General features: G+C 43.4%; 23 protein-coding genes. 11 read left to right on the top strand and 12 right to left on the bottom strand.

Annotated elements, in window-relative coordinates:
* Nucleotides 1-240 precede the first annotated feature (240 nt).
* The 11 genes from CLV51_RS07125 (at nt 241) to CLV51_RS07080 (ending at nt 10968) form a co-directional block, all read left to right on the top strand.
* Nucleotides 241-3525: a T9SS-dependent choice-of-anchor J family protein gene (locus CLV51_RS07125; RefSeq protein ID WP_106527278.1), complete on the top strand. Its 3285-nt coding sequence runs from the start codon at nt 241-243 to the stop codon at nt 3523-3525.
* Nucleotides 3526-3737: 212 nt separating this feature from the next.
* On the top strand, nt 3738-4088 hold the full coding sequence (rpsF, locus tag CLV51_RS07120) for a 30S ribosomal protein S6 (protein WP_245898643.1): 351 nt from the start codon (nt 3738-3740) through the stop codon (nt 4086-4088).
* A gap of 4 nt (nt 4089-4092) precedes the next feature.
* Complete coding sequence (gene rpsR / locus CLV51_RS07115) at nt 4093-4365, top strand: 30S ribosomal protein S18 (protein ID WP_106527276.1); 273 nt, start codon at nt 4093-4095, stop codon at nt 4363-4365.
* 6 nt (nt 4366-4371) lie between these two features.
* Entirely contained in the window at nt 4372-4818 is a 447-nt protein-coding gene (rplI, locus tag CLV51_RS07110; protein WP_106527275.1) for a 50S ribosomal protein L9, read from the top strand.
* A gap of 144 nt (nt 4819-4962) precedes the next feature.
* Complete coding sequence (locus CLV51_RS29035) at nt 4963-5121, top strand: hypothetical protein (RefSeq protein ID WP_158266943.1); 159 nt, start codon at nt 4963-4965, stop codon at nt 5119-5121.
* Nucleotides 5122-5278: 157 nt separating this feature from the next.
* Nucleotides 5279-5602: a DUF6169 family protein gene (locus CLV51_RS29585; RefSeq protein ID WP_245898667.1), complete on the top strand. Its 324-nt coding sequence runs from the start codon at nt 5279-5281 to the stop codon at nt 5600-5602.
* Between the two features lie 29 nt (nt 5603-5631).
* Nucleotides 5632-6507 carry a hypothetical protein gene (locus CLV51_RS07100; protein WP_146151238.1) on the top strand — a complete coding sequence of 292 codons (876 nt, stop codon included), beginning with the start codon at nt 5632-5634 and terminating at the stop codon, nt 6505-6507.
* Nucleotides 6508-6540: 33 nt separating this feature from the next.
* The gene (locus CLV51_RS07095; RefSeq protein ID WP_106527272.1) at nt 6541-7164 is read left to right on the top strand and encodes a rhomboid family intramembrane serine protease; all 624 of its coding nucleotides are present in this window, start codon (nt 6541-6543) and stop codon (nt 7162-7164) included.
* 53 nt (nt 7165-7217) lie between these two features.
* Nucleotides 7218-7934, top strand: coding sequence for a hypothetical protein (locus tag CLV51_RS07090; protein WP_106527271.1), 717 nt, complete (start codon nt 7218-7220; stop codon nt 7932-7934).
* 55 nt (nt 7935-7989) lie between these two features.
* Nucleotides 7990-8391 (top strand): hypothetical protein, encoded by a 402-nt coding sequence (locus CLV51_RS07085; protein WP_106527270.1) that lies wholly within the window; start codon nt 7990-7992, stop codon nt 8389-8391.
* Nucleotides 8392-8592: 201 nt separating this feature from the next.
* Entirely contained in the window at nt 8593-10968 is a 2376-nt protein-coding gene (locus CLV51_RS07080) for a family 20 glycosylhydrolase (protein WP_211301945.1), read from the top strand.
* Between the two features lie 87 nt (nt 10969-11055).
* On the opposite strand, the gene CLV51_RS07075 is transcribed toward CLV51_RS07080, so the two are convergent.
* The 12 genes from CLV51_RS07075 to CLV51_RS07020 all read right to left on the bottom strand — a co-directional run bounded on the left by CLV51_RS07075 (nt 11056) and on the right by CLV51_RS07020 (nt 24080).
* Nucleotides 11056-12159 carry a D-TA family PLP-dependent enzyme gene (locus CLV51_RS07075; protein ID WP_106527269.1) on the bottom strand — a complete coding sequence of 368 codons (1104 nt, stop codon included), beginning with the start codon at nt 12157-12159 and terminating at the stop codon, nt 11056-11058.
* A gap of 54 nt (nt 12160-12213) precedes the next feature.
* Nucleotides 12214-12675 (bottom strand): RidA family protein, encoded by a 462-nt coding sequence (locus CLV51_RS07070; RefSeq protein WP_106527268.1) that lies wholly within the window; start codon nt 12673-12675, stop codon nt 12214-12216.
* A gap of 19 nt (nt 12676-12694) precedes the next feature.
* Nucleotides 12695-14008, bottom strand: coding sequence for a gluconate:H+ symporter (locus CLV51_RS07065; protein ID WP_106527267.1), 1314 nt, complete (start codon nt 14006-14008; stop codon nt 12695-12697).
* A 58-nt stretch (nt 14009-14066) separates the two neighbouring features.
* Nucleotides 14067-15344 (bottom strand): ABC transporter permease, encoded by a 1278-nt coding sequence (locus CLV51_RS07060; RefSeq protein ID WP_106527266.1) that lies wholly within the window; start codon nt 15342-15344, stop codon nt 14067-14069.
* Nucleotides 15345-15527: 183 nt separating this feature from the next.
* Complete coding sequence (locus CLV51_RS07055; protein ID WP_106527265.1) at nt 15528-16901, bottom strand: NADH-quinone oxidoreductase subunit N; 1374 nt, start codon at nt 16899-16901, stop codon at nt 15528-15530.
* Nucleotides 16902-17007: 106 nt separating this feature from the next.
* Entirely contained in the window at nt 17008-18444 is a 1437-nt protein-coding gene (locus CLV51_RS07050; RefSeq protein WP_106527264.1) for a complex I subunit 4 family protein, read from the bottom strand.
* 33 nt (nt 18445-18477) lie between these two features.
* Nucleotides 18478-20376 carry an NADH-quinone oxidoreductase subunit L gene (gene nuoL, locus CLV51_RS07045; RefSeq protein WP_106527263.1) on the bottom strand — a complete coding sequence of 633 codons (1899 nt, stop codon included), beginning with the start codon at nt 20374-20376 and terminating at the stop codon, nt 18478-18480.
* Between the two features lie 54 nt (nt 20377-20430).
* On the bottom strand, nt 20431-20748 hold the full coding sequence (gene nuoK, locus CLV51_RS07040; protein WP_106527262.1) for an NADH-quinone oxidoreductase subunit NuoK: 318 nt from the start codon (nt 20746-20748) through the stop codon (nt 20431-20433).
* 62 nt (nt 20749-20810) lie between these two features.
* Nucleotides 20811-21305, bottom strand: a complete 495-nt coding sequence (locus CLV51_RS07035) for an NADH-quinone oxidoreductase subunit J family protein (protein ID WP_106527261.1) — start codon at nt 21303-21305, stop codon at nt 20811-20813.
* 59 nt (nt 21306-21364) lie between these two features.
* A complete protein-coding gene (gene nuoI / locus CLV51_RS07030) occupies nt 21365-21871 on the bottom strand; it encodes an NADH-quinone oxidoreductase subunit NuoI (protein ID WP_106527260.1) in 507 nt (168 codons plus the stop codon).
* Between the two features lie 55 nt (nt 21872-21926).
* Nucleotides 21927-22970: an NADH-quinone oxidoreductase subunit NuoH gene (gene nuoH, locus CLV51_RS07025; RefSeq protein WP_211301944.1), complete on the bottom strand. Its 1044-nt coding sequence runs from the start codon at nt 22968-22970 to the stop codon at nt 21927-21929.
* 21 nt (nt 22971-22991) lie between these two features.
* The gene (locus tag CLV51_RS07020; protein ID WP_106527259.1) at nt 22992-24080 is read right to left on the bottom strand and encodes an NADH-quinone oxidoreductase subunit G; all 1089 of its coding nucleotides are present in this window, start codon (nt 24078-24080) and stop codon (nt 22992-22994) included.
* Between the last annotated feature and the right edge of the window lie 65 nt (nt 24081-24145).

Raw genomic sequence — 24145 nt, 5'->3', positions numbered from 1 at the left:
TACTTTTTTCAAAGTGTGTGCCAGTAGGGTTATAGCTGACAAGATGACAAGACACGACTTTTAAAAATATGAAATATAAAATTACCGCTTAAACTGTTATAATAATATTTTGTTTTAAACTAATATTAGTATACGTCTCAAATTAACAAAAAAATCATATTAAAATTAATAAGATCGATTGTAATTCAGTAGATTTATATCTACCTAAATTCTGTATCCCCCCTCACATAAAATCAGTCTATGAACAAGCCTTTACGCGCTATTTTATTTCTTTATCTGATAGCTTGCGGCACTGTAGCAGCACAAACTAATCCCGCCGCACAACTACTACCCTATCAGCAAAACTTTGATGCGTTGCCCGCTACTTCCACTGCTTTTCCTGATGGATGGCAAGGATGGTTACTCTCCGGCGCTCCCTCCGGCAACTTCAATACTGCAGCGGCTTCCGGCGATAAACCCCTGATTGCCAGTGGTAGCGCATCTGCTACTGGTAATGGTGTTTACAACTACACCGGTAAGCTCGGTTTTTTAAACACCGGTACCGTAGATAATGCATTGGTAGTGGCGCTCAATACAAGCGGACAAAATAACGTGACTGTCAGCTTCGATGTGATGACAATCAGGAATCCTTATGATGGTGCATCCAACACACGGATCAATGAAGTAATATTGCAGTATCGTATAGGCGACACCGGTAGTTTCACCAACATCAGCGGAACGGAATACCAAAATAATACTACCACACAAACTGCCTCCGGTATTACGCTTCCACAGAACGTTGTAAATAAATCTACCCCGTTACCCGCAGCCTGTAATAATCAATTACGGGTACAACTGCGGTGGGTAAGCAGGCAGATTGGCGGTGGTGGCTCCAGACCCGGCTTTGCCATTGATAACATACAGGCAGGTGGATCGGGAGGAGATGTAACGCCCCCGGTTATCAGCAACCTATTTCCTGTCAACAGCACTACGGATGTATCTCCTGTAACACCGCTGGTAGCCACCTTCAGCGAAAATATACAGGCGGGTAATGGTTATATACTGCTTCATAACAGCAGCACCGGTATAACTGACAGCTTCGCTGTAAACAACCCGGCAGTGGTGATCAGTAATAATACACTTACTATTAAAAAGATAGGGAAGCCCCATCAACATTATTACATTACAGCAGATAGCGGTGTAGTGAAAGACTTGTCAGATAACGCTTTTGGAGGTATTGCTGATAGTACGCAATGGAGCTTTACCACCGGCAGCCAGGAACTGAACTATAACTTCAACGACTGCACCCCTAGTGGCAGTAGCCAGCTGAGTAGTGGTTTCACGCAGTATAGTGTAAGTGGTGCACAATTATGGGGTTGTACCACCTTCGGACAAAATAACAGCAATGGCGTACAGATAAACGGTTACAGTGGCGGAGCCGTTGAAAATGAGGACTGGCTGATCTCTCCCGCTTTTGACCTGACTGGTTTACAGTTCCCGTTGCTGCATTTTAGCAGTCGCACTGCCTTTGCCGGTCCCGGGCTCGCTTTGCGCGTATCCACCAATTATAGCGGCAGCGGAGATCCGCGGCTGGCTACCTGGACCACGCTCAACGGTCGTTTTCCGGATACGGGCAGTGACGCCTGGAAATTATCTTCCGGTATTAATCTTACGTCCTGCAAACAAACCAGCGTGTATATAGCCTTTGTGTATACATCTGGTCCGGCAGTACAAGCCGCCCGCTGGACCGTTGATGACTTCAGAATAATGGACACTACAGCTGCACCGGCGCCTACATTGAGCAGCAGTCCTGCTTCGCTGGACTTTGATTATGTAAAATCCGGCCAATTATCCACTGCACAAAGCATTACTTTCTGGGCCAATGATTTCACCGGTGACCTGAAAATCAATGCTCCGGCAGGTTTCCAGGTATCAGGTGACAACAGCAGTTTTGGCAGCCAGGCAATTTTTACGCAGACAGCAATAAATGCAGGTCCGCTGGAGGTATGGGTAAAATTTGGCCCTACGGCCGCCAATCAGGCATATAATGGCGCCCTGACTTTTAGCGCACCGGGCTTCATGGATAATCATATCCTGCTGACAGGTACTTCCCTTCGTTCTTTAAAGGTGGTGAACTGGAATATTGAATGGTTTGGGAGTCCTGTTCAAAACCCCGCCAATGACAGCCTGCAACAGGCCAATGTAACCACCATACTCCAAAAGCTGGATGCAGATATATTTGCGCTGGCAGAAGTGGTGGATACTGCACGTTTCCGCGCAGTGGTGAACCAGCTGCCTGGCTACAGCTATGTATTGTCGGACTTTGGCTCATATGCAGACAGCTTAACCGATGTGGATTATGTAAGTGCACAGAAGCTGGCTTTTGTATACAAAACGTCTGTGATCCGGAAGATCCGGACCTATGGTGTACTTCGGCAGGGAGGCAGCAGTACGGCTTATTACAACTGGTCGTCCGGCCGCTTCCCATACCTGATGGAAGCTACCGCCAAACTGGATAATGACTCCGCACGTATACAGTTTGTACTGTTACATGCAAAAGCCAATACCGGTACCAAATCTGATAAGATCACTTCCTGGAACCGGCGAAAGAACGGTTTAAAAGAGCTGAAAGACACGCTGGATCTACAATATCACTACAGTAATATTATTATGTTGGGAGATTTTAATGATGATCTATCCAAAACCATTACCACGGAACTGGCGCCGGATACGACTACCTCCTACATAGATTTTATGAATGACAGTGCAGATTATAAGCCACTGACTTTGCCATTGAGCCTGACAGGTCAGCGTTCTACGATCAGTTTCCCTTCTGTTATCGACAATGTAATTGCTTCCAATGAAGTGGGCGTGGCTTATGTGCCCGCTTCTGCGAGGATACAAACACAGGTAGAGAAACTGGTGAGCAGCTATGGCACCACCACTACGGACCACTACCCGGTAATGAGTTGCTACAACCTGCAGATATTGGGGAATCCTTTACCGTTGCAGGGTTTCAATGCCAAAGCCGATGGTAGTAAGGTATTGCTTACCTGGAATACGCCATACGAGATCAACAGTGCCTACTTTGTGATAGAGCGTTCCCGTAATTTCCGCACTTTTGAGCCGGTAGATACAATAGCAGCTCATGGTAGTACCAGCATAGCTTCCAGCTATCTGGCATATGATGAAAAGCCATGGCCGGGGTTTGTACAGTACCGGTTGAAGCTGGTTGGGCTGGATAGCAGCATTAAATACAGCCCTGGTAAAACTGTATTTTTGACAGATAAAGATCTTTGGCTGAAACTTTTATGGTGTATATTTGGCCACCAGTTACAATACTGGCTGGATTGGACCAGGAGTGGACCGGCCAGTGTGCAGTTGATCGATTTACAGGGGCGTATACGCTTCCAGGGTAGAACAGACCTGGTGAAGGGTAGAAATTACAGGGCAATTGATATAGATAACCTGCCGGCAGGTGTTTATTTCCTGAGAGTGCAGTCGGGCGAGCAGGTGCAGGTTAGCAAGATTCTCGTTAACCACTGATCTTTTTGAAAAAACCATGCAACGAGACGCCGTCCTGGAGAAACCGGGACGGCTTTTTATATTATATCTCTCTGATTAATAATATCATACACATTAATCCATATAAAAGGCAATATATTTAAGGATTTAGGTCGGTTTCACGTGGAAATACAGAATAGTTCTGTATCTTTGCGGTCCTAATTTTTTAATTAAACCATTTAAAACAGGGAATTATGAACTACGAATTGATGGTGATCTTTACCCCTGTGCTTTCTGAGGACGACTACAAAGCCGCCCAAAAGAAATTCGCTGATATCATTAAAGATAACGGCGGAGAAATCACGCACGAAAATCCCTGGGGATTAAGATCACTGGCGTATCCTATCCGGAAGAAAACTACAGGAATGTATGTTGTTCTGGAGTACAATGCGCCATCCGACCTCAATGAGAAGCTGAAAATCCAGCTTAATCGCGATGAAAATGTATTACGCCACATGGTTACTGCGCTGGATAAGCATGCTGTAACGTACAACGGCCGCAAGAGACATGGCGTAAATGCTGAATCTAAAACCACTGAAGCTTAAAATTATGGCAGTTAAACCGAAACAAGAAATCAAATACTTAACGGCCGTAAAAACCGAGAAACGCCAGAAGAAATACTGTCGTTTTAAGAAAATGGGCATCAGGTATGTAGATTACAAAGACGCGGAGTTTTTGAAGAAATTTTTGAACGATCAAGGCAAGATGTTGCCACGTCGTATTACGGGTAACTCCCTGAAATTTCAGCGTAAAGTAGCCCAGGCTATTAAGAAAGCTCGTCAAATGGCTTTATTGCCTTATGTTACTGACCTTTTAAAGTAAGAAGTTATGCAAATTATCTTAATACAAGACGTAGATAACCTGGGTCAGAAGAATGAACTGGTTAACGTAAAAAATGGTTACGCCAGGAATTTTCTGATTCCTCAGAAATTTGCAGTGGAAGCAAGCCCTTCTAACATGAAGCAACTGCAGGAACGCCTGAAGGTGCAGAAAGTTAAAGAAGAGAAACTGCTGGCAGAAATTGCGAAAGTGGTTGAAGTGCTGAAAGCTTCTCCTGTTAAAATTGGCGCTAAAACCGGTACATCCGGTAAGATCTTCGGTAGCGTAACCGGTGTTCAGATTGCACGTGCAATTAAAGAACAGAAAGGTTACGAAATTGACCGTCGCCGCATCCACATCCTGGATGATGTAAAAGAATTGGGTACATACAAAGCTCGCCTCGATTTCGGTAAAGGCAACGAAACCGAACTGGAATTTGAAGTAGTAGCTGAGTAATATTCCAACTTTGTTGGAAAAAGAACTTCCCGGACTGAATCAGTCCGGGATTTTTTTTTGTGTCAGAATGAGAGCGTTTGAATTTGATTAACAAACGGAGATGAGGAAGCTGGTATATTTGGTTATATTTGTAATGTAATAACAATGAAACCAGAAAAAAACATATCAAAACCTGAACCCAGGATCATCACTGTTCTCAAAAAAATGATTGAGGACAAAAAGGTGATTCATGAACATCTTTCAAAAGGTGGAAAGCTATCTGAATTAGAGGCTAAAGGGTTCAAGTTTGTTAAATTCCTATAACATATCCCAATTACAAGAAGGGGGCTACTTTTTCACAACCACATCCGGCGTTATATACAATGTGTATCTACTGGATGACTCATTATATTTTGATGATTTCCCTGAATTTTCAGGAGATGTATCTACTTTCGGTTTTGATATTGTATCTAATCCTTTAATGAAAACACCCTTTGATACTAGGGTGAGAATAACTATTTCCAATATTATAATTGATTATCTTTCTGCACAGCCAGAGAAAATTCTTTTTTTCGTTTGTGACAGTGCTGACACCAGGCAAAAAGGTAGAATGAGAATATTTGAACAATGGTATAATTACCTGAAAGTAGATTATATAGAGAAATATAATGAATCTATTCAGGCTGCAGACATGGACATCTATTGTTCCATCATCCTCCATACCAACAACAGCCTCAAAAACCACATCATTTCTTCTTTCCGGAATCTTAGTCACACCACCAGCGAAAAACTCAAATCTTATTAGTATTTTCATACCCTTATTCCGCCATGAGTATGAAAAATGTTATTTATTGTTTGCTCATTACAGTGTTCGTTTCCGCCTGTAGTACCAACAGATGCAAAAGCACTATCCCGCGCCTGACAAGTATCGGCATTCACGGGGATACTATTCCGCAATACAGCTTCCGCTATAATATCGCCGGCAACCTCGTGGAGGTGGTAAAACATAACTGGCCAGCCGATACCAATGTAACCGTCTTCTCTTACGATAGTTCCAACAGGCTCACAGGTATGGTAACATCTACCCGGGAGATCAACACCACCAGGGTGTATGAAAGTGCTACCGTAAAATCCTGGGATGAAGATGGCAATATTGCAGCAATACAATATTTTGATGATGCGCAAAAACCTACCCGCATTGCCCGGATACGCTGGAAAAAAGGGCTGCCCGCTGTGATGAAATACTCTGACTCCACAAAAGCCATCAGCTGGAATTATAATACCGGTACCCCTAACCGGAAAGATATTTGTGTAGATACTTCCTCAGGAAATTACAAAGATACCCTCATCACTTTCCGGACTACCAATTATGAATGGGATGATTCTATTAATCCATTGCGTCCCATGGTAAATCAGCTCCTGATGTGCGGTGGCATATCACCCGTAGACCACATTTCACCTTTCGGCAGTTTATCACAAATATTGATGCATTACAGCGCCAACAATCCGTTTCTCATTAAGATTAAAGAAAAAGAAAAATCAATTTTCAAGCAACATTTCCAGGAATATGAACGGTATACTACTGTCCAATATTCCTACGCCTATAATGGTAACGGTTTTCCGTCAAAGGCAAATGTACACCTGCACAGTGAAGGCTATACCAAATTGGGATCTGATACACAATTTGTGCTCGATTACCGGTATGAGTAAAGTTATTGGTGATTTTTCACTAACTTTTAGGAGATGGAAATCACAGCCCGACTTAAAGCAATGCCGGTTACCTTATTGCTGATCGGTTTAAATCTACTGGTGTTTCTGTTCACCGCACTAACGGGTATGGATATATGGTGGGGCAATGGTTTGCAGCTGCTACACCTGGGCGCTAATTACTGGCCACTGACCGTGCAGCAGCAAGAGTATTGGAGACTCTTTACCAGTATGTTTCTGCATGCCGGATTATGGCATATTATTACCAATATGCTGGGATTATTTATAGCTGGTATGTTCCTGGAACCGGTATTACGCAGTGTTAAATACAGTACTGCTTACATTATTACGGGCATCATAGCAGACTATGCAAGCATCTGGTATCATAAAAGTGCAGTAGGTGTAGGTGCTTCCGGTGCCATCTTTGGCATTTACGGCGTGTTTCTGGCCCTGCTCACCACTCCCCTGTTCCATAGGGAAGCCCGCAAAACTTTCCTCGTATATATAAGTCTGTTTATAGGATTAAATATAATAACCGCACTATTTTCACCTGGTGTTGACAATGCAGCACATCTGTCAGGATTTTTTAGTGGCCTCATTACCGGGTATATATTCTACTTTACACTAACAAAAGCAGACGGAGAAAGATTATCCGGTTAATCCTCTCCTGAAATTCTAAATACTTACATTTGTACACTTAAATGCCAATAAAGATGACGAATAAAATATTGTTCCTGCTGTGTGCAAGTGCCCTCCTGATATGGGGATGCAATAACAAACCTGCTACAGTGGCTACAGCAAAGGATTCCACTCCTCCTGCCATTAATAAGACCCCGGAAGATACCGTTCAAATAGGCGATAAAACATTCTTCGTGTATTTTATTGAGAAAGCTGATTTTGATAAATACCCGCTTACACCAACAGATTCCAGTGAAGCAGATGCATTGAAAAAAGATACGCTGGTGAAACGCAACGGTGATAAACTAACCTTTCAGCTGGGAAATGGTAAACAACGGGTATTTACCAACAATTTCAATGACGACAACTATATTGGCTACGCTTACGCTGCCAACTACCCTACCATTAAGCGAAAAGGCGCCATCATCAGTTATTATGAAGGTAGTGGCTATCAGCTGATAAATCCACAAAATGGGGATACATTGATGACATGGTCTGCTCCTGCCATCTCCCCTGATAAAAAATATATCCTCTGCGCGTCTATGGACCTCGTGGCAGCCTTTGATCCAAACGGATTCCAGCTGTTTTCTGTGAATAATAATGATATTAAACCCATCGGTGAAAATAACCTGGAAGACTGGGGCCCCGGTATGATCCACTGGATTAACAACAAAACGGTACTGTCTGAATATATTACAATTGATGAAGAAGGAAATACACAGGTACGCTACATAAAAATGGTGATGCAATAACAACTATTTAGTATATTTAAAATAGTAATTGACCAAAATCCAATCCACGCTGTACATGAAAAAACTGATCATCTCAGGCTTCATGCTGTTGTGCACTTGTTGCTATACAGCCTTTGCCTCCATGTTACCTGCAAACACCCTGTTTCAGGCACCCACCATGAATGTTGAGGGTACAGCCAATTCCATCGTAAGCAAACTGGATAAGTCGCTTTTTCTGACAAATGCACAGAAACCTAAATTGCTTACTATTGTCACTAACTATTTAAAACAAAAATTAATTGTACAGCCATTACAGCAAAGTAATTTAGCTGCCTACAATACCAAATTAAACAGCATGCAGCATGGATTACAGATAAAGCTGAAACCATTGCTTACCCTTACACAGTATACAGAGTATATGGGGCTAAAACCTAAGTCATACGATGAAACAAATATTTTATCGCAACTGTATTATTAAGTCGTCTTATGCCTGTAAACAGGCGCCAGGGACATTTACAACAGATTAGCATTTACTGCCCATTCCAAAAGATGAATTACAAAACAAAAACATGACGCAGCATAAACCTTGGTAAACTGCTACTCAATATCTATTTTAGTAGTTATAATGAAAACCCTTCGCGCATATTGCACGAAGGGTTTTCCATAAATAAAGTGAACAATGAAATATATCATCAGTAGTGTCTTGGCAGCAACTGCTTTTTTGCATGCCCAACACCTATCTGCTCAACAATCTGCAGATTCAGTGGCCTTTGCAAAAGCAATAGCAGCAATAGCACCTATGCCGGCCATCAAAAAAGATGCGCAACAAATTACACCACCCACTGCACCTCCAGGTTATAAATTACTGCTCAGGGGCACTGACCGGCTACCGGTAATTGACCGCGAAGGCCACATCAGCACACCATTAACGGATGCAGCGGTGAGTTTATATTTTGTTTTACAACGTACGCAGGACAGCGCAGTAATGGATGTACCAAATATAAATGTAACAGTGCCCGGCAAATATGCAATGAATAATGCCGGTAATCCTGCACCATTTGTAATTCCTGCGCTACGCGAATGGTACGGCGAAAAAGGAAATTTTATGTTACCCGATAAAGCAGGGATTGTAATAGATCCCGTATATGCATTACAGTTACTTCCTATTGCTACCACCTTCCTGCATGATCTCCGCACACTCACCGGAAAAAATAATTATACAATCAGAAAAGGTAAGCCTGCAAAAGGAGATATTTATTTCACCTTACAACCTACCGATAAAAGTTTAGGGGAAGAAGGATACCTGATGAAGATCGGCGGGTATATTAATATTGATGCAATACAACCCCGTGGCGCATTTTGGGCTACCAGAACTATATTACAGATACTTGAACAGGATAAGCAGCATCAAACCATTCCACAAGGTATTACACGTGATTATCCTAAATATGCTGTACGTGGCTTTGTATTGGATGTAGGCAGAAAATTTTTCACATTGGAATTCCTGCGGCACTATGTAAAATTTATGTCGTACTACAAGATGAATGATTTTCATATTCATCTCAACGATAACGGTTTTGAAAAATTCTTTGGTAATAACTGGGACAGCACCTATTCCGCTTTCCGCTTAGAAAATGATACCTATCCCGGTTTAACAGCCAAAGATGGTTCCTACACAAAAAAAGAATTTATTGCATTACAACAACTGGCCGGTAACTACGCTGTAACCATTATTCCGGAAATTGATATTCCTGCGCATTCCCTGGCATTCACCAAAGCGGTACCACAAACCGCAAGTCTGAAATACGGCCGCGATCACCTCAATTTAGACAGCGCCTCCTACGCCATGGTGGACAATGTATTTAAAGAGTACCTGCAAGGCCCGGATCCGGTGTTTAAAGGCGACGAAGTACACATCGGGACAGATGAGTACGCAAAGAAAGAATCGGAGAAATTCAGGACATTTGCGGACCATTATATCCGTTATGTAGAAAGTTTTGGCAAAAAGGTACGCATGTGGGGCTCACTCACACATGCACAAGGGAAAACGCCGGTGAAATCAGCCGGTGTAACCATGAATGCCTGGTATAACGGTTATGCAGATCCAAAAGAAATGATGCGCCTGGGCTATGACCTTATCAGCACACCAGATGGAGAACTTTATATTGTACCCGCTGCCGGCTATTACTGGGACTACCTGGATACCGATAACCTGTATCAGAAATGGGAACCAAACATGATAGGCAATGTGGTATTTCCTATGGGGCATCCGCAAATCCGAGGTGGCTCATTTGCTGTATGGAATGATCATGTAGGTAATGGTATTACTGAAAAAGATGTACATGACCGCGTGTTTCCAGCCATGCAAACGCTGGCAGAAAAAATGTGGAACGGCCATACGGCGCAAAGTGATTACTTCCGCTTCTTAAAAGGAAGTGAAAATATTGGAGAAGGGCCAGGTCTGAATATGCGCGCTAAAGTAACAGGTACAGATTCCGTAGTATTAGCGTACGATTTTTCAGCAGAAAAAATTACAGACAAGAGTGGTAATAAGAGAAATGTACAACGGGAAGAAAACGTACGCATCACTGCTGCTAAAACTTTACAGCTGAAAGGTAATAACAGCTTTATTACTACACCACTCACAGAAATCGGATATAATTATACCGTACAATTTGATATCAAACCTGCTGCCGATAACAAACCCAATGCAGTGATCTTTTCATCACCTAATGCCACCGTTACTTTATTGCAGCAGCAAACAGGAAAGTTAGGTTTTACAAGAGAAGCTTATCATTATCATTTTAACTATGTCGTACCGGCTGAAACATGGACACACATTGCCATTACAGGCAATAATCTGGGCACTGCATTATATGTAAATGGTAAGTTGATTGAACGTTTGCAGGGAACCAAAATTTCTTTCCCCAATACAAAAGATAGTATTGCCAAAATACAAACACTGGTATTTCCGCTACAGATAATTGGTGATCAGGAAAACGGATTTAAAGGAGAAATAGATAATCTGAAAGTGTGGAATGTGGAGATGAAATAAATTTATCTTCCCGAAATTATATAAGCCCCGTAGGAGCAGGACACTGCTTCAACGGGGCTTATTATTTTTCGTCAGCATATTCAGTGATCAGATAATAATTTGTCTGTCACGGGCAATAACACGCCAGTTGGCCACAACGGAATTATTCTCCACTACATATGCTTTTTCATATAACGCGATAGTAGGACAAATATGTAATGGCACACCATAGAGCACAGTGCCCACAGGATACGCCTCTGTGTCTTCCACTTTCAGCACCAGGTGTTCTTCACTTTGTGACACCGGCTCTGCATCAGGTGCATTCAGAAAGGAAACACGTGGCTGCGGGTTTTCAGCAGCTACAGATTTATGTCCGAGGTCAAGACAAATATGATATTCATCAATTACTGATACTACCCTACTAATGACCAATGCGGCCCACTTAAAAGTTTGTTCCGGTAAATTATTAGCATAACCCCAATCCCAGAATACAAAGGTGCCCGGACTACACTGTATATCCTTTCTTTTTGCGTGAACAGGAAAAGTAGGTGAGCCACCCGCCACAATTAACGGCTGCGGCAGGCCACTGTCAACAATCTCCTGCGACAACATTATTACCGGAGCATACGCTTCATCACAACGCTCTTTTCGTATAGTCATCTCCGTATCATGCAGATGACCATCGTAAGCGTGCAGTCCTACCGGTGAAATACCTGGCAAAGTATGCAGGTATTGATATAATTCCAATGCAGTTTTGCCGGGTTTAATACCCGTACGGTTCATGCCCACATTGAGATCCAGGTAAACAGGCAATCGGCGCTGTTGCGCTGCAAACGCTACACTGATAGCAGCGGCAGCCTGGTGGTTATCTACTATGCAGGAGAAAGTAGTGTGAAGATACTTTTGCACCAACTCCAGCAAACGCACTATTTTAGGACCTACCGGCTGATAGGCGAGCAGTACATCTTTGGCAGCAACCATCCCCAGCATTTCTGCTTCAGCAATAGTAGCGCATTTATAATTTTGAATACCTGCATCCAGCATGAGTTGCACTACTTCTGCAATCTTGTTGGTTTTTACGTGTGGGCGTAAACGTTGTACATCATCGATCATTGTTTTTACCAACGCAATATTATCTGTTACCCTGTCCTTATAAATAAGAATAGCCGGAGAATCAATCTGGTCTGCGTTTGTAAGTTCGTACCAATTCATGTAACATTTTTTTATCTGTTCATTTATAAATGCGCAGAGATGATCAGTGGATGATTACACTAATTCAAACAATGCTTCTATTTCTACGGGAATATTGTCTGGCAATGATCCAAATCCTACTGCGCTGCGCACGCCAATGCCATTCTCCTCTCCCCAAACTTTTGCAAACAATTCACTGCAACCATTAATCACATAAGGATGACGTGTAAAGTCGGGCGTACAATTTACCATGCCCAACACTTTGATCACACGCTTTACTTTATCCAGGCTACCGAGGTTAGCTACTAATGTAGATAAGATAGCCAGCCCTACTTGTCTCGCTGCCAGCTTACCGGCTTCTATATCCATATCCTGCCCGATGCGGCCAATGATCAGGCTTCTATCGTCTTGTACAGTACCGTGTCCTGATACATACACATGTTTTCCGTCTATCAATAATGGTTTATATACGCCCAGTGGTGTTGGTGCCGGTGGAAGATGTAATCCTAATGTGTTAAAGTTTTCAGTAGGTGTCATTTTCGTTTATTCATTTACGTTATACAATGAGGCTTAGTAACAAACAACCAATCAAACCTGTTACAGAAACAATTGTTTCCATCACTGACCATGTTTTGATGGTATCTTTTACTGACAAGTTAAAGTATTCTTTGAACATCCAGAAACCAGCATCATTTACATGCGAAAACATAAGGCTACCGGCGCCGGTGGCCAGTACCATCAGATTGGGATTTACACCCGAAGTGGCTATCAGTGGCGCTACAATACCGGCAGTAGTTAAACCGGCTACCGTAGCCGATCCTATGCATATCCTGATAATAGCAGCAATGCCCCAGGCCAGCAACAATGGATGCAGGTGCATGTTCTGCAAAGTAGTAGCAATGTAATCACTTACTTTACTATCATGCAGCAACTGTGTGAGTGCACCGGAACCACCTATAACAAGAATGATCACTGCTACATCACGTACGGCATCATCCATTATGCTCATCACTTTTTTCACCGGCATCTTTCTTCTTAAACCTAAGAGATACATACCGTTTAATACCGCCAGCAACATCACTATCAGCGGCTCTCCCAGCCAGGAGGCAATATGATAAAGGATATTATCTTCCGAAACACATAATTTAACCAATGCTGTAACAGCCAGTAAAAATACCGGTAACAGCGCTGCAAACAGACTCGCCATCATGCCTGGCAACTGATCTTCCGGTATAGGTGCTGTTACAAACATTTGTCCCGGAGGTGTAGTGTAATGTTTTAGAAAACGTGAAAACACAGGCCCTGCCAGGATAATAGCCGGGATGGCCACCATAATACCAAAGAGTAAGGTTAATCCCATATTGGCATGAAACTGCTGTACCAATGCAGTAGGTGAAGGATGTGGCGGCAAATAACCATGTGTAACTGACAGCGATGCCAGCATAGGAATACCCAGGTATACCACCGGCAATTTGGTACGTGCTGCTACCGTGAAGATCAAAGGCACCATCAGTACAAATCCGATATTATAAAACAGCGGAATACCTACAATGAAACCTGTCAACATCAGCGACCATTGTACATATTTTGGTCCGAACATATTCATTAGTCCGCCTGCAATCTTTTGCCCTGCCCCGCTTTCGGCCACCAGCTTGCCTAACATGCTGCCAAAAACAATGATCACTATCAACGAGCCCAATGTTTTACCAATGCCTGTCTGGATGGACTGTGTAATATCAGTCACCTTCATATGCAGCGCCAAACCCATCAGCAACGACACTATCAGGAAGGACAGGAAAGTATTTAAGCGACACCAGGTAACAAGTATCACCAACAAAATAATGGCTGCTATAACAATTAATAAGGGCATACGACTTGCTGTTTTACATAACCATGGAAAACAACAAGATAATAAATTGATGTTGAGATTACTCGTATCTCAGCGCAATAATTGGATCCAGTTTAGATGCCTTGTAAGCCGGGTAAATGCCGGAAATCAGTCCCACTATGGCACACAGGCTTACGCCGATGAATATCCATAACCATGGAATGATAAAAGAAGAAGATAAAAGAGCGGATACAATGTTGCCCAGCAACATACCCATAATTACACCAATAACACCGCCCATTACACTGATAATAATGGCCTCGTATAAGAATTGGGTACGTACTACATGGCTGGTGGCGCCTAAGGCTTTGGTAACGCCTATTTCGCGGGTTCGCTCTGCCACAGACACCAACATGATGTTCATGAGGCCGATGGCGGAACCAAAGAGTGTAATAAATGCGATAGCTATAGCAAAGAGATTTACTTTACTCAAACTGGCGAAGAGCATCTCAGCGATTTTGTCACTTTTGGTGACAACAAAATTATCTTCCTCATTAATTGCCAGTCCGCGGATAATCCGAAAGAGCCCTGTAGCTTCTCCCTGCGCAGCCTCCATTTGTTTAATATCCTTTACTGCCACACCTACCTGGTAGCTGGCACCAGGGCGGTCGAAAACTCTTCGTGTATTGTTGACCGTAGTAATGACCACATTATCTGCACTCATCATTTTACTGCTGCCTTTTGCGGACAGCACACCTATTACGCGATAACGGATATCACCTACCCGCACCGTATTATTCACGACGTTTTTCAGTTTCTTGCCAAATAGTTTTACAGCTACATCATTGCCCAGAATGGCTACATTTCGGCCCGACTGCACATCCAGCTGATTAAAATCGCGTCCCTGCAGCACTTCATAGTTGGAGATATTCAGGTAGAACTCATCACCACCAATTACCTGCACATTGGGATTCGTTTTCTTCTCATCCTTATACACAGTAGCAATACCACTGGCCCTGAAGGAAATACTGACGATTGCCGGGAAATGATACCGGTCCCGGAAGGCAACAGCTTCCTGGTAACGAATAGGCTTATTACTATTGGATTTTTTTACTTTTTTGATATTCTTATTCCCTTTGGAGGCCTTCTCACTATCATCTCCTATATGTATCTGCATATCCCGGCTACGAAGCGAAAAGCTATTGGCGCCCATACTGGCAAAGCTGCTATAGATACTGCTTTTCATGCTGTCGATAGCGGTAAGTATACCTACCAGCACTGTAATGCCTAATGCAATAATTGACACAGTAAGACCTGTGCGCAATTTGTTGCCAGTTACAGAACGGTATGCCAGGGAAAAAATATCTCGTGATTGCATAATAACGGGTTACCTATAAAGTTAATATAATAAAGCTATTTCACCCATTCAATTTGGGATGAACGGCTGGAATAGCTTTTAGCATTTAGCTATTAGCATTTAAGGCGAAGACCGAAGCGGATTATGTTAAATAATCAATCGCTTCGGTCTTCGCCTTAAATGCTAATAGCTAAATACCAATGGCTAGAGCCAGCACAACAACAGGTTAGGGAACAATCCCAATACCAATACCAGTGCAATGGCCAAAATCAGTGCAGCTTTAAAGCCGCCGGTAATATTTTCCACACCGGGATCACCTTGTTTGAAATACATGGCGATGATCACGCGGAAGTAGTAGTACACGCTGATAGCAGCACACAACACCGCCAGGATCACCAGCCACAGTAAGTGACCATGCTGGATAGCTGCAGACAGTACAAAGTATTTGGCAAAGAAACCAGCTGTGATGGGAATACCTGCCAATGAAAACAGGAAGATAGTTACCGCTACCGCCAGCAAAGGCTGCTTGCGGGCCAACCCATTGAATCCTTCGAAAGTATAGTCTTTCAGTTTCATCAGTACCGCAAATACCCCGATGGTAGCGATACTATATGCAGCGGAATACAGGATTACACCCTGCGTTCCCATATTATTCATGGCAATTACAGCAAACAACATAAAACCTGCCTGGGCAATACTGGAGTAAGCCAGCATACGCTTCACACTCTGCTGGAATACTGCACTAAAGTTACCAAGGATCAGCGTGGCCGCAGTGATGATAGACAGGATGAGTGTCCAGTGTTCGCTGATGGTTCCACCGGCAAAGCTGGTATGGAACATCCGCAGGAACGCTATAAAACCACCCGCTTTTACTACTGTAGACATGAAAGAGGTAAATACGGTAGGAGAACCATCGTATACATCCGGTGTCCAGAAATGGAATGGAACAGCAGATACTTTGAAGGAGAGTGCAAATACCATCAGGATGATACCACACAACGCCAACGGATGTACGCTTTCTGCACCGAGCCCTAATTCTGTAATATTAAATGTACCGGCAGCTCCATAAATCAGGGTTATACCCATGAGCAGGATACCGGTAGAGAAAGCCCCCATCAGGAAATACTTCAGGGATGCTTCATTACTTTTCAGGTTCTTTTTATCTGCTCCTGCAAGGATGTACTGCGGAATAGACATGATTTCTATTGCCAGGAACAACATCAGCAGGTTGCTGAAAGAGGCTGCCAGCGAAATACCTGCCAGGATGAAGAATATCAGGGCAAAATAATCCGCCACATGTTCTCCCACTTTTTCAAATTCACTGCCTGATAACAGGAAATATAATAAGGTGGCACCCAGTGCTACTGCATTGAACAGCACGCCAAATTTGGTCACTTCAATCATGCCATACATAACATAACCGCCAAGCTCCACAGATGGATACTGTGCGAGGTTAGCAATAAATGCTATAATGACGGCCGCGATGGCGAAAAATTTAATATGCTGCTTATTGCGTACAAATAAACCAACAAACATCAGTACAACGCCCGATAAAGCAGTAGAAATTAGTGCATTCATATTTTTGCGTTACAAAACCCCATTAAAAATTCTCGATTTTGCTATTTTGTTATTCAGATAATAAAATGTTCAACACCAAATGTCAATCTATCTAAATGACTAAATATCAAAATAATTTATTTACCACTTCAGAAGTGCTGCTCACCAAATCCAGCATTGGTTTTGGATAAACACCCAACACCAGGATCATGATCACCACCAGGCTTAATGCCAGCGTTTCACCAGGCTGAAGGTCTGTAGTAGTATCTGTTAATGTATTTCCCTGACCGAATATTATTTTCTGTATCATACCCAGTGTATACACCGCGGCCAGGATAATACCCAATCCGGCAAATGCCATAAACCAATGGTTGTATTGGAACAATCCGCTGAACATCAGGAACTCACCAATGAAACCATTCGTAAGCGGTAATCCGATATTAGCCAGACTGATGATAACCAGGAAGATAGCCATGCGTGGTGCTTTCTGCGCCATGCCACCCATCTGATCCAGGTTCTTCACACCCAAACGTTGCTGAATGATTTCTACAATGATCCACAAACCAATGATGTTGATACCATGGTTAAACATCTGTATCATCACGCCTTGCAGGCTTTGTTCGTTATTAGCAAAGATAGCCGCGCACATCAGGCCAATGTGGGCAATAGAAGAGTAAGCGATCAAACGTTTCAGATCATTCTGTACCATAGCAATGCAGGATGCATAGATGATACCGATGATACATAATACGATGGCCACATCAGACCACATAGCAGCGCCCTGTGGTATTACCGGCAGCAACCAGCGGAGCACAGCAAATAAACCCATTTTCACCATTACACCGGAAAGGATCATGGTAACGGGTGTGGGTGATTGTTCGTAAGTATCGGGCTGCCAGGTGTGGAAAGGGAAGACCGGCATCTTGATGGCAAATGCCACAAAGAACAGCCAGAACAGCCATTTCTGATCTTCCGGATTCAGGTGCATACTGGTAAAAGATGCCCAGCTGAAAGAATGATCAGGTGTCTGGAAATACAGGTAGATAATACCTACCAGCATTAACAGCGAACCCAGGAAAGTATATATGAAGAACTTAAAGGTAACGGCTATACGTTTTTCTCCTCCCCACAGTGAGCAGAGGAAATAAACAGGTATCAGGGCCAGTTCCCAGAATATGTAAAACTGCAGGGCATCAAAAGCGGTGAATACACCCATTAAGCCAGCCTGCGATAATAACATCAAACCATAAAAGCTGTTAGACCTTTCGTAGTTGCGGTTATAAATGGTGATGAAAACAAGCAGAAAAGCAATCGCTGTGAGTAAGCAAAGCATTACACCCATTCCATCTAACCCTACACGGAATTGACTTCCTAATTGCGGAATCCAGTTGGCAACAAAGTTCAGACTGTCAGGGGCGGTACCAAAACGGCCCCACGCTCCTATTGCGATCACCACTGTTGCCAGCGACGAAATCATGCCCAGCACTTTTGGCCCGGACCCCTTCAGACCAAATGCAATAAGGCCCGCTATGAAAGGAATCAATATTAATAAAACTGTCAACATAATTTATCTGCGCTTGTAACTTCTGCTATTGGTTTATAATAAGAATCCGATCACAAATAATAAGATCATACCGATCACCATGGCGAAGATGTAAAATCCTACCTGGCCGTTCTGTACAAGGCGGATCTGCTGACCACCCCATTGTACACCGCGTCCTACGCCATTCACCAGCCTGTCTATACCTGCTTTTTCCACAGTATCGCGGAAGAAACGGGACAGCTCATAGAGTGGTTTTACGATGATAGCATCATACAGCTCATCTATATACCATTTGTTTTCGAGCACTTTTGCAAAACCTGTGCTTTCCTTGCCGGCATCTTCATAGTTCGCAAATTTCTGACGTGCGAACAGGATGAATACAATCACCAGTACACTGCTCACGCCCATCAGTAACCATTCTGTGCTGTGTGCCAGGTGATGTTCTACCGCGAAAGGCGCAGAAGGAGCGAAGATGGGTGACAGGTAATCTGCCAGCAAATTTTTCGCACCAAATACTTCCGGTAATCCGATGTAACCACCAAAGATGGACAATACCGCCAGTATTATCAAAGGAATGGTAATAGCAGCGGGACTTTCATGCAGATGATGTTCCTGGTCGTGTGTACCGCGGAACTTACCGGAGAAAGTAATGTAGTATAAACGGAACATGTAGAAGGCGGTCATCAGTGCACCGAGGAGGCCCAATACATATAATACAGGATTGTTTGCGTATGCCTGCGCCAGGATCTCATCTTTGGAGAAGAACCCGGAGAAGCCCGGTATGCCTGCAATAGCAAGGCAACCTACGAGGAATGTCCAGCTGGTGGTAGGCATGAATTTTTTCAGTCCGCCCATTTTACGGATATCCTGTTCTCCGCCCATAGCGTGAATAACAGAGCCGGAACCGAGGAACAGTAAGGCTTTGAAGAAGGCATGCGTCATTACGTGAAACACCGCCGCACCATAAGCACCTACGCCCAGCGCCAGGAACATATAACCTAACTGGCTCACAGTTGAATAAGCCAGTACTTTCTTAATATCATTTTGTTTTAAAGCGATAGAAGCCGCAAACAGCGCCGTAGCCAGACCGATGATAGCAATCAGGGTTTGGATATGCGGTGCCAGTGTATAAATTACGTTGCTGCGTGCAATCATGTAGATACCGGCAGTAACCATGGTAGCCGCGTGGATCAGCGCCGATACAGGTGTAGGACCCGCCATCGCATCCGGTAACCAGGTATATAAAGGAATCTGCGCCGATTTACCCATTGCACCAACAAACATCAGCAACGCAATAGCGGTGATGACGGAGTTGTTCATGCCCAGCGGTCCTGCTTTTGCAAACACTTCCGGGAAAGTAACCGTACCAAATTGCATAATCATGAAGAATATAGCGATCAGGAAACCAAGATCACCAATACGGTTCATAATAAATGCTTTCTTAGCAGCATTGTTATAGCTATCGTTTTTAAACCAGAAACCGATGAGGAGATAAGAACATAAACCTACTCCTTCCCAACCAATGAACATCATTACGTAGTTGGCGCCCAGTACCAGTATCAGCATGGAAAAGATAAAGAGGTTCAGGTAAGCAAAATACCTGGCGAAGCTCTCATCACTTTCTTCATGCATGTAAGAAGTGGAATAAATATGAATCAGTGCACCTACGCCGGTGATAACCAGCAGGAACAAGGTACTCAGCTGATCTACCTGGAAGGCAAAAGGAATGTGCAGGGTACCTACGGAAATGAAATCAAACAGGGGTACTACCTGTGCAGAAAATCCCGGAGCTTTTACTTCCAGAAATATCAATACGCTTATTACGAAGGAAGCCAGCACTGTGCCGCTGCCAACAAATCCTACCAGGGACTTGGATAAAAATCTGCGTCCCAATCCATTCACCAGGAAACCCAATAATGGTAAAAATGGTACCAGCCAAACTAGATTAATCATTTATCAATTCTATTTACGACGTCGAAAAATTTAATAATTATGAAAGCAGAATTATTAATTTTTCAGCCTGTTAAGAATGTTAATATCTACTGAGTGTGTATTTCTGTAGACCATTGTAATTATAGCCAGGCCTACTGCTACTTCCGCAGCTGCCACCACCATAATAAAGAATACAAACAACTGTGCAGATCCGGCATCTACTCTTCCTGCATCTGCCCACATTTTGGAAAATGCCACCATAAGCAGGTTCACCGCATTCAGCATCAGCTCTATGCACATAAAAATAATGATCGCATTTCTGCGCATCAGTACACCCATCACACCTATGCAAAACAAGGCGATACTCAGGAATATGTAATATTGAACAGGCATAAAATAAATTACGAATTACAAATTGCGAATTACGATAAACGATTCACGTTATTCACTTACTGTTAGTCCTTTTTACCAATCACTACTGCACCTACCATAGCGCTGAGGAACAGGATACTGCTCACTTCAAATGGCACTACGTATTGCTTGAATAATGTTTGACCCAGATTTTTGATCAATCCGATATCGGTAGACTGAGGGCTTAATGCCGGCATACTGGCGTCGCGCAAAGCGGCTACCAATACTACCAGTAATGCACCTCCGCTGATAGCACCCGCATATTTCAACCAGTTACGCTTTTGCGGTTCCAGGTCGGCGTTCATGTTCATCAGCATCATCACATAAAGGAACAATACCATGATGGCACCTGCATATACTATAATATGCACTACTGCCAGGAACTGGGCATTCATCATGATATAATGCCCTGCTATGGTAAAGAAGGTTACGATCAGGCACAATACGCTCGTCACGGGATTCTTGCTCAATACCACGCCCAACGCTGATACCAGCGCGATGACCGACAGCACCATGAAAATTATTTGTTGTATACTCATTCCCATCTCTGCTATGTTTGACTATTGTATTTTTAGCTTAATGTGCGCTGTGAATAATATTATTTGCCCTGCTCTTTCGGATCAGGAATCAGTAAATCATCTTTTCCGTAGATGAATCCTTTACGCTCATAGTTAGAAGGAGCAAAGGTTTCAGACATGTATATGGCATCCTTCGGACAAGCTTCTTCACAAAATCCACAGAAGATGCAACGCAGCATATTGATCTCATATTTTGCTGCATATTTTTCTTCTCTGTAAAGATTTTCTTCCCCGGGCTTTCTTTCTGCTGCCTCCATGGTAATGGCTTCAGCCGGACAAGCTACTGCGCATAATCCGCAGGCAGTACATCTTTCGCGTCCTTCTTCATCACGGTTCAATACATGTAAACCACGAAATACCGGGCTAAAATCGCGTTTCTGCTCAGGAAAACTAACGGTGGCCTTACGTTTGAAGATATGTTTGAAAGTAATGCCCATCCCTTTGGCAATAGCCGGGATGTACATTTTTTCCATGAAGGTCATCGGACTGCGATCTACTGCTTTTGCCCTGTTTGTTAGTGCTTGCATAATAAATGCTTTATTTAATCCACACAGTCAGGTGTGTATTTAATTAGATGATTATTTAGTGTTGACGCGCCAGTATCACAGCTCCTGTGATCAGCATATTCGCCAATGCCAGCGGAATCAATACTTTCCAACCCAAACGCATCAGCTGATCATAACGGAATCTCGGTATGGTCCAGCGTACCCACATAAAAAAGAATATGAAGAACAATGTTTTCAGGAACAATGCCAGGAAACCTAAAATGGTTACCATGTTCGGATTCAAGCCAAGGCTGTCCATATACGGGAAGGCATAACCGCCAAAGTACATGGTAGCTATCAGGGCAGAACTGATAAACATGTTGATATATTCTGCGAAAAGGAAAAATCCAAGCTTCATAGAAGAATACTCCAGGTGATAACCACCATTCAATTCATTCTCTGCTTCCGGCAAGTCAAACGGTGTACGGTTACACTCTGCAAAAGCACAGATCAGGAAGATGAAGAAACCGAGCGGTTGATATACCACATTCCATAAACCATGACGTTGCTGCTCTACTATCTCTTTCAAACTCAATGTACCTGTGAGCATCAGCAATGCTATCAAAGCCAGGCCCATAGGGAGTTCGTAGGAGATGATCTGAGAAGCCGCACGCACAGAGGCCATCAGGGAATATTTGTTATTGGAAGCCCAGCCACCAATCATGATACCGTAAACGCCCATGCTTACTACTCCGAAAATGAAAAGGACACCAATGTTTACGTCAGCCACCTGCAATGAAACAGGATGTCCGGCAATAACAAGTGTATCTCCCCACGGAATAACAGCGCTGGTCATACAGGCTACCATCATGGCAATAGAAGGGCCCAGGATAAAGAGGAACTTGTTGGCATTTGTAGGAATAATTTCTTCTTTAAAGAAGAGTTTACCACCATCTGCCAGGGGTTGCAACAATCCCATCGGGCCGGCACGGTTAGGACCTAAGCGGTCCTGTATCCACGCGGCTACCTTTCTTTCACCCCAGGTAGAATACATTGCCACTACCAGTGAAAGTACCAGTACCACTGAAATCAGCAATACTTTTTCAATAATAAAAAACCAGTCTATGCTTAATAACGTCATACTTACACGTAATTACGATTGTTACTTCTTAAAATCATCTGAATGTGCGGGTCCGTCGATCTTAGACAGATCAACATCCGGCCTGTTTACCTGACTTTCTGAGTGAATATCAAACAGCAGTTTAGGCTGTCTTCCACTCAAAACTTCCACCAGCGGATCTTTAGGTGTCACGGTATTTACGTAATGTCCCTGAGAGATAACGCTGTGGCGGTCTATTTTACGCGGACCTTCTATTACCCAATCTTTCGCTTCTTTTTTATCAAAGCGGCAGGTATCGCAGATAAAATCTTCCACTTCACCGTATTTATCTTTACGGGCAGTTACACGGAATACTTCATCACCACGCATCCACAGCACCGTTTTACCACAACATTTTTCGTTTTCACAGTTACGGTGTGCATCTACCGGTTTCAGGAACCATACACGATTTTTGAAACGGAAAGTCTGATCTGTTAAAGCACCTACCGGGCAAACATCGATCACATTTCCGATAAAATCGTTATCAAGCGACTGAGAGATATAAGTACTGATTTCAGAAGCATCACCACGGCCAAGGATACCGTGTTCTCGTTTGTTGGTGAGCTGATCGGCAGTGTACACGCAGCGGTAGCAAAGGATGCAGCGCGTCATGTGTAATTTGATCTTATCTCCTATATCTATCTTATCGAAAGTTCTGCGTTTGAATTCGTAGCGGGTGCTGTCTGCGCCATGTTCGTAGCTCAGATCCTGCAAATGACATTCACCGGCCTGATCGCATACCGGGCAATCCAGCGGGTGGTTAAGCAATAAAAATTCTACTACTCCTTTACGTGCTTCCAATACTTCCGGAGAAGTGATGTTGGCGACTTCCATACCATCCATTACAGTAGTACGGCAGCTGGCCACCAGTTTAGGCATAGGGCGCGGATCGGCTTCGGAACCTTTGGATACTTTTACCAGACAGGTACGGCATTTACCACCACTGCCCTGTAATTTGGAATAGTAGCACATGGCCGGTGGCACAACATCTCCTCCTATCTTCCGGGCCGCGTTCAGTATGGTTGTACCGGGTTCCACCTCCACGGAGATGTTATCGATTTTAACCTTAAATAATTTTTTTTCCTCCGCCATCTTAATATCTTTTGTGCTCTTAGGAAGAGCAACGTTTATTTATATATTGATTCCTTATTTCAGTA

The sequence above is a fragment of the Chitinophaga niastensis genome, from assembly GCF_003014755.1.
In the GTDB taxonomy this organism is placed as follows: domain Bacteria; phylum Bacteroidota; class Bacteroidia; order Chitinophagales; family Chitinophagaceae; genus Chitinophaga; species Chitinophaga niastensis.
Note: the sequence above shows the minus strand (reverse complement) of the source record. Positions and strands in the feature narration are given on the sequence as shown.

Bases quoted from the DNA above. Each gene is read 5' to 3' on its own strand.
- CLV51_RS07125 (WP_106527278.1), top strand. From the start codon at position 241: ATGAACAAGCCTTTACGCGCTATTTTATTTCTTTATCTGATAGCTTGC.
- rpsF (WP_245898643.1), top strand. From the start codon at position 3,738: ATGAACTACGAATTGATGGTGATCTTTACCCCTGTGCTTTCTGAGGAC.
- rpsR (WP_106527276.1), top strand. From the start codon at position 4,093: ATGGCAGTTAAACCGAAACAAGAAATCAAATACTTAACGGCCGTAAAA.
- rplI (WP_106527275.1), top strand. From the start codon at position 4,372: ATGCAAATTATCTTAATACAAGACGTAGATAACCTGGGTCAGAAGAAT.
- CLV51_RS29035 (WP_158266943.1), top strand. From the start codon at position 4,963: ATGAAACCAGAAAAAAACATATCAAAACCTGAACCCAGGATCATCACT.
- CLV51_RS29585 (WP_245898667.1), top strand. From the start codon at position 5,279: ATGAAAACACCCTTTGATACTAGGGTGAGAATAACTATTTCCAATATT.
- CLV51_RS07100 (WP_146151238.1), top strand. From the start codon at position 5,632: ATGAAAAATGTTATTTATTGTTTGCTCATTACAGTGTTCGTTTCCGCC.
- CLV51_RS07095 (WP_106527272.1), top strand. From the start codon at position 6,541: ATGGAAATCACAGCCCGACTTAAAGCAATGCCGGTTACCTTATTGCTG.
- CLV51_RS07090 (WP_106527271.1), top strand. From the start codon at position 7,218: ATGACGAATAAAATATTGTTCCTGCTGTGTGCAAGTGCCCTCCTGATA.
- CLV51_RS07085 (WP_106527270.1), top strand. From the start codon at position 7,990: ATGAAAAAACTGATCATCTCAGGCTTCATGCTGTTGTGCACTTGTTGC.
- CLV51_RS07080 (WP_211301945.1), top strand. From the start codon at position 8,593: ATGAAATATATCATCAGTAGTGTCTTGGCAGCAACTGCTTTTTTGCAT.
- CLV51_RS07075 (WP_106527269.1), bottom strand. From the start codon at position 12,159: ATGAATTGGTACGAACTTACAAACGCAGACCAGATTGATTCTCCGGCT.
- CLV51_RS07070 (WP_106527268.1), bottom strand. From the start codon at position 12,675: ATGACACCTACTGAAAACTTTAACACATTAGGATTACATCTTCCACCG.
- CLV51_RS07065 (WP_106527267.1), bottom strand. From the start codon at position 14,008: ATGCCCTTATTAATTGTTATAGCAGCCATTATTTTGTTGGTGATACTT.
- CLV51_RS07060 (WP_106527266.1), bottom strand. From the start codon at position 15,344: ATGCAATCACGAGATATTTTTTCCCTGGCATACCGTTCTGTAACTGGC.
- CLV51_RS07055 (WP_106527265.1), bottom strand. From the start codon at position 16,901: ATGAATGCACTAATTTCTACTGCTTTATCGGGCGTTGTACTGATGTTT.
- CLV51_RS07050 (WP_106527264.1), bottom strand. From the start codon at position 18,444: ATGTTGACAGTTTTATTAATATTGATTCCTTTCATAGCGGGCCTTATT.
- nuoL (WP_106527263.1), bottom strand. From the start codon at position 20,376: ATGATTAATCTAGTTTGGCTGGTACCATTTTTACCATTATTGGGTTTC.
- nuoK (WP_106527262.1), bottom strand. From the start codon at position 20,748: ATGCCTGTTCAATATTACATATTCCTGAGTATCGCCTTGTTTTGCATA.
- CLV51_RS07035 (WP_106527261.1), bottom strand. From the start codon at position 21,305: ATGAGTATACAACAAATAATTTTCATGGTGCTGTCGGTCATCGCGCTG.
- nuoI (WP_106527260.1), bottom strand. From the start codon at position 21,871: ATGCAAGCACTAACAAACAGGGCAAAAGCAGTAGATCGCAGTCCGATG.
- nuoH (WP_211301944.1), bottom strand. From the start codon at position 22,970: ATGACGTTATTAAGCATAGACTGGTTTTTTATTATTGAAAAAGTATTG.
- CLV51_RS07020 (WP_106527259.1), bottom strand. From the start codon at position 24,080: ATGGCGGAGGAAAAAAAATTATTTAAGGTTAAAATCGATAACATCTCC.